The sequence below is a fragment of the Pinirhizobacter sp. genome (assembly GCF_035317885.1).
Taxonomy (GTDB): domain Bacteria; phylum Pseudomonadota; class Gammaproteobacteria; order Xanthomonadales; family Rhodanobacteraceae; genus Pinirhizobacter.
The window spans coordinates 1-4,986 of sequence record NZ_DATHFX010000257.1; the positions used below are offsets into that span (position 1 = coordinate 1).

The 4,986-nt window shown below is 65.5% G+C and carries 5 protein-coding genes and 1 pseudogene; all 6 read right to left on the reverse strand.

Annotated features, from left to right (window positions below):
• Positions 1–64: 64 nt before the first annotated feature.
• Positions 65–916, reverse strand: a complete 852-nt coding sequence (locus tag VK519_RS08345) for a symmetrical bis(5'-nucleosyl)-tetraphosphatase (protein ID WP_324348946.1) — start codon at positions 914–916, stop codon at positions 65–67.
• Between the two features lie 10 nt (positions 917–926).
• Entirely contained in the window at positions 927–1,310 is a 384-nt protein-coding gene (gene apaG, locus VK519_RS08350; protein WP_324348948.1) for a Co2+/Mg2+ efflux facilitator ApaG/CorD, read from the reverse strand.
• Positions 1,311–1,374: 64 nt separating this feature from the next.
• Complete coding sequence (gene rsmA, locus VK519_RS08355; RefSeq protein ID WP_324348950.1) at positions 1,375–2,169, reverse strand: 16S rRNA (adenine(1518)-N(6)/adenine(1519)-N(6))-dimethyltransferase RsmA; 795 nt, start codon at positions 2,167–2,169, stop codon at positions 1,375–1,377.
• On the reverse strand, positions 2,166–3,161 hold the full coding sequence (gene pdxA, locus VK519_RS08360) for a 4-hydroxythreonine-4-phosphate dehydrogenase PdxA (protein ID WP_324348952.1): 996 nt from the start codon (positions 3,159–3,161) through the stop codon (positions 2,166–2,168). Before pdxA ends, rsmA begins: the two co-directional genes overlap by 4 nt.
• Positions 3,162–3,167: 6 nt before the next feature.
• Positions 3,168–4,553 carry a peptidylprolyl isomerase gene (locus tag VK519_RS08365; protein WP_324348954.1) on the reverse strand — a complete coding sequence of 462 codons (1,386 nt, stop codon included), beginning with the start codon at positions 4,551–4,553 and terminating at the stop codon, positions 3,168–3,170.
• A gap of 43 nt (positions 4,554–4,596) precedes the next feature.
• A pseudogene (locus tag VK519_RS08370) lies at positions 4,597–4,986 on the reverse strand (LPS-assembly protein LptD); the annotation flags it as partial.

Here is a 4,986-nt window from a genome sequence, read left to right on the forward strand (position 1 = left end):
ACGGGCGGCCAATAAAAACCGCTCGCCCCGGTCGCTCCCGGGCATCCCATGACGTGAAGGCCCGTCAGTCCCCGCCGTCTTTCGGCTTGGTCCGGAACGACTCCGCCTGCACCGTGATGTACTCAGGCTCCGGTGTATCCAGCCGTAACGCGGTGAGCTGGCCGCCCCAGACGCAGCCGGTGTCGATGCACCACACGCCGAGGCCTGCGAAGCGGCCCAGTGACGACCAATGCCCGCAGACGATGCGCGTCTCGCGTTTCTTCATGCCGGGGACTTCGAACCATGGATACATCCCGGGCTTCTGCGTGCCGGGCGTACCCTTGCTTTCGAAATCGATGCGGCCGCTGACATCGCAATAGCGCATGCGGGTGAAGGTGTTGATCGCGGCGCGATGGCGATCCACGCCCTGTAGCCGGTTGCCCCAGCCTGCCGGGCGGTTGCCGAACAGGTTGCGCAGCAGGCGGCCGTGCCGCGGGCTGCCCAGTTCGCGCTCGACGTCCATGGCAACGCGTTGCGCCTGGCGTAGTGTCCACGAGGGTGCCAGGCCGGCATGGAGCATGGTCCAGCCGAGGCTTTCGTCGTGGTGCAGCAGCTTCTGCGTGCGCAACCATTCCAGAAGTACGCCGGCATCCTCGGCGAACAGTACTTCACGCAGTTCCGGATTCACCCGGGCTTTCGCATCATCGCGACGCTGGCCGATGGCCAGCAGGCTGAGGTCGTGGTTGCCCAGCGTGATGATCGACGAATCGCGCAGTGAATGAATCAGCCGCAACGTAGCCAGCGATTCACCGCCACGGTTGACCAGGTCGCCACAAAACCAGAGTTTGTCGGCGCCCGAATCGAATTTGAGTTTCTCCAGCAGCCGCTGGAGCTCGGGGTAGCAGCCTTGGACATCCCCGATCGCATAAACCGCCATCGCCCCGGGCCTAGTGCAGCGTGCGCGGGATGGACAGGACGAATCGCGGGATGGTCGCCTCGAACTCCATGCCGTCGTCCGTGATCATCTCGTAGCTGCCGTGCATGGTGCCTACGGCGGTTTCCAGGATGGCGCCTGAGGTGTACTGGTAGCGTTCGCCGGGTTTCATCCACGGCTGCTCGCCGACCACGCCGTCGCCATGGACTTCTTCCACCTTGCCGTTGGCATCGGTGATCACCCAGTGGCGGGTAAGCAGCCGTGCGGGACGCTTGCCCGTATTGCGCAGGGTGACCGTATAGGCGAAGACATAGCGCCCATCGGCGGGCTTGGAGTGATCGGCATCGAAACGACTGGTAACGTCGATATCGATCGCAGTGGCGGACTTCTCGTTCATGGGTCGATTGTCCGGGAGGGCCGTCATGGCGGCAAGCGCCGTGGTGTGCAGGACGTGTCGGCGTTCAGGCCCGTTGCCGGGCATAGGTTTCCGCCAGGGCGACGAATTGGGCTGGTGACAGCGTTTCGGCGCGCGCGCGCGGATCGATGCCGCAAGCGATGATGCCCGCTTCGTCCACCAGGCCCTTAAGTGTGTTCGACAATGTCTTCCGGCGCATGCCGAAGGCAGCCTTCACCACGCGTTCGATCGCCTGGGGCGCAACCCCGGAGAGCTTTTCCGGTGGCAGAGGCACCAGGCGCACCACGGCCGAATCCACTTTTGGCGGGGGCCGGAAGGCGTCGGGCGGCACCACGAACAGCGATTCCACCCGGCAGGCGAGCTGCAGCATCACGCTCAGGCGCCCATAGACCTTGCTGCCCGGGTCGGCCGCCATGCGATCGACCACTTCCTTTTGCAACATGAAGTGCATGTCCTGGATCACGCCGGCGTGATCCAGGCAGTGGAACAGGATGGGGCTGGAAATGTAATAGGGCAGGTTGCCGGTAATGCGCAGGCGCGGCACGCCCATCTCCGCCGCCATGCGGGTGAAATCCACCTTCAGGACATCCTGGTGGATGATGTGCAGCTCGCCGATCTTGTCGGCGCGGGCCTGCAGGGCGGGGATAAGGTCGGTATCGAGCTCCACCGCGGTCATCTTCCGCGCCTTGTGGAGCAGCGGCAGGGTGAGCGCGCCTTCACCGGGGCCGATTTCCACCACCGTGTCGCCGTCCTGTGGCGAGATCGCCGAAACGATGGAATCGATATAACGCTTTTCGTGCAGGAAATGCTGGCCGAAACTCTTCTTGGGACGTGCGCTCATCCGCGCACCCGGCCGCGATGGGCAAGGTCCAGCGCCATGCTGGCCGCCGCGATCAGGCTGGCCGGGCTGGCACGGCCGCTGCCGGCCAGGTCAAGCGCGGTGCCGTGGTCCACCGAGGTGCGGATGAAAGGCAACCCCAGGGTGATATTCACCGTGCGGTCGAAGGCTTCGCTCTTGAGCACGGGCAGCGCCTGGTCGTGGTACATCGCCAGCACCGCGTCGTAGTTGGTGCGTTGCGCGGGCACAAACGCCGTATCGGCGGGGATCGGTCCGAGCAGGGCCATGCCCTCCGCGCGCAGCCGCGCCAGCACGGGCTCGATGCGCTCGATTTCCTCGCGGCCCAGATGGCCTGCTTCGCCCGCGTGCGGGTTCAGGCCCAGCACCGCGATGCGCGGGTGCGCCAGGCCGAAGTGCTCGCGCAAGGCGCGGTCGACAATACGCAACACGCGCTCGAGCAAGCTTTCAGTGATCGCAGCGGGCACCGCCGAGAGCGGCAGATGAGTGGTGGCCAACGTTACCTTCAGTTCCGGGCTTGCCAGCATCATCACCACGTCGCAGGCGGCGCGTTCGGCGAAGAACTCGGTGTGGCCGCTGAAGGCGATGCCGGCATCGTTGATGGTGCCCTTCTGCACGGGGCCTGTGACCACCCCGGCGAAGCTGCCATCCATGCAACCGTCGGCGGCGAGCTTCAGCGTGCTGAGCACATAGCCGGCATTGGCGGGATCCGGGTGTCCGGGCCGTGCGGCGCTGGCCAGGGGAACGTGGCGGATCCGCATCGAGCCCGGCGCGCGACGGCGGCGCGGCTTGCCATCGTCGTCCTCGAGCGCGAGCAGCAGGCCGGTGGCCCCGGCGGCATCGAGCAGGAGTTCGCGGTCCGCGATCACGACGAAATCGGCCGCGAGCGGGCTTGCGGCCAGGTGGGCGATCAATTCAGGGCCGACCCCGGCCGGTTCGCCGGGTGTGACGGCGAGCCGGGGCAGCGCGCTAGGCATCGTGCGTTACGAGTTGGTCTTCGGCGGCGCGACGGCGTTGCCGTTGGCGTCGATGTCCTTCAGCGCCGGGTCGACGATTTCCACGTACGAGGTGGAACGCAGTTCGCGGAGGTAGTCGTCGTAAGCCTGGTCGGCCTTGCGGTTGCCGATAGCCTGGCGGGCCTGGTCACGGGCCATCTGGTCGGTGCGGTCGGCGTCACGCGAACCCAGGCGCTGCAATACGATCCAGCCGGCATCGGTCTGGAACGGCTTGGATACCTCGTTGTCCTTCAGCGTGGTGATCTGGGTGGCGATGGCCTGGCCCCAGGCCTGCTGCGCGAACCAGCCCATGTCGCCGCCATTGTTGGCGGTGGTCTCGTCCTTCGAATCGGTCTTGGCAACGGCGGCGAAATCTTCCTTCTTGGCCGTCAGGCGCTGGTAGATCGCATCGGCCTTGGCTTCGGCCTGGGCCATGGTGACGATCTCGGACGGTTTGATCAGGATCTGGCGCGCGTGGTATTCGGTGACCATCTGCTTCTGCGGGGCGCGCTGTTCCACCAGCTTCAGGATGTGGAAGCCGGTGGGACCGCGCAGCGCCGGCGACACTTCGCCCGGCTTCATGCCGGCAATGGCATCGGCAAACGCCGGTGGCACTTCGTCCATGCGGCGGAAACCGAGGTCGCCGCCTTCGAGGGCATCCTGCGCATCGGAATAACGGATGGCCGCGGCGTTGAAGTCCATGCCGCCCTTGATGGCGGCCTCGGCGGCCTCGGCCTTGGTCTGGGCCGCGGCGATGTCGCTGGCGCCGCCGCCACTGGGCACGCTGATCTGGATGTGCGCCAGATGTACTTCGCCCGCCTTGTAGGTGGGGCTGGCCAGGAGGTTGTTCACTTCCGAATCGGTGACGTTCACCGAATCACGCACCACGCTTTCATGCAGGCGCTGGGCGGTGATCTGCTCGGAAATCTGCTGGCGGAAGCCGGCGTAGCTGAAGCCGTCCTGGGCCACGGCGGCGCGCAGCTGGTCAACGGTCATCTTGTTCTGCTGGGCCACGTTGTTGATGGCCGTGTCGATGTCGCTGTCGGCAACCTTGATGCCCTGGTCCTGGGCGCGCTGCACCTGCAGGCGGGTGAGCACCAGGCGCTCGAGCACCTGGCGGCGCAGGACGTTTTCCGGCGGCAGCTGCTGCGGGTTCGACGCGTACTGCTGTTGTACCGAACGCACGGCGGCGTCCAGTTCGCTTTGCAGGATGACGTCTTCCTCGACCACCGCGACGATCTTGTCGAGCGGGCGGTTCGGATCGTTCATCTGGGACGACTGCCCTGCACCCGCGCTGGGAAGGAGCTGGGCCTGGGCCTGGGGCACCAGGGCCATGGCGAGCGCAAGCGCGAGGAGGGCGGGGGTCTGCTTCATCGAATGATTTGCCTGGCGCCGCTCGCGGCGCGCGTTGAGTGTTTTATTGATATCCAAGGATATCACGATGCAGGAGGGTATCGATTTGTGGGCTGGTCGTACCCAAGCCCTTGAATTCAACCTCGAACATGACCGAATTCCGTGTGGTCGCGGGCCCCAGGATCGGCCCGATCACGGTGTTGTTGATGCTGCTGACATAATGCCGCCCGAGCAGACGCAGCTTCATGCAGCAGTTTTCATATTCCACGCCAGCCAGGGCCTCGAGCGTGCGCTCATCGCGCCGTGACCAGACCCAGCGCCCGAGCACCCGCCAGCGGTCGGAAATCGGATAGACCGCCGACGTATCGAATTGTTCAATGTAGGCGAAGTTGTCCTGCGGGTTCTGGCGGCGGTAGCGGTAACCGAAGTTGATGATGCCGTCGGTGAACAGGCG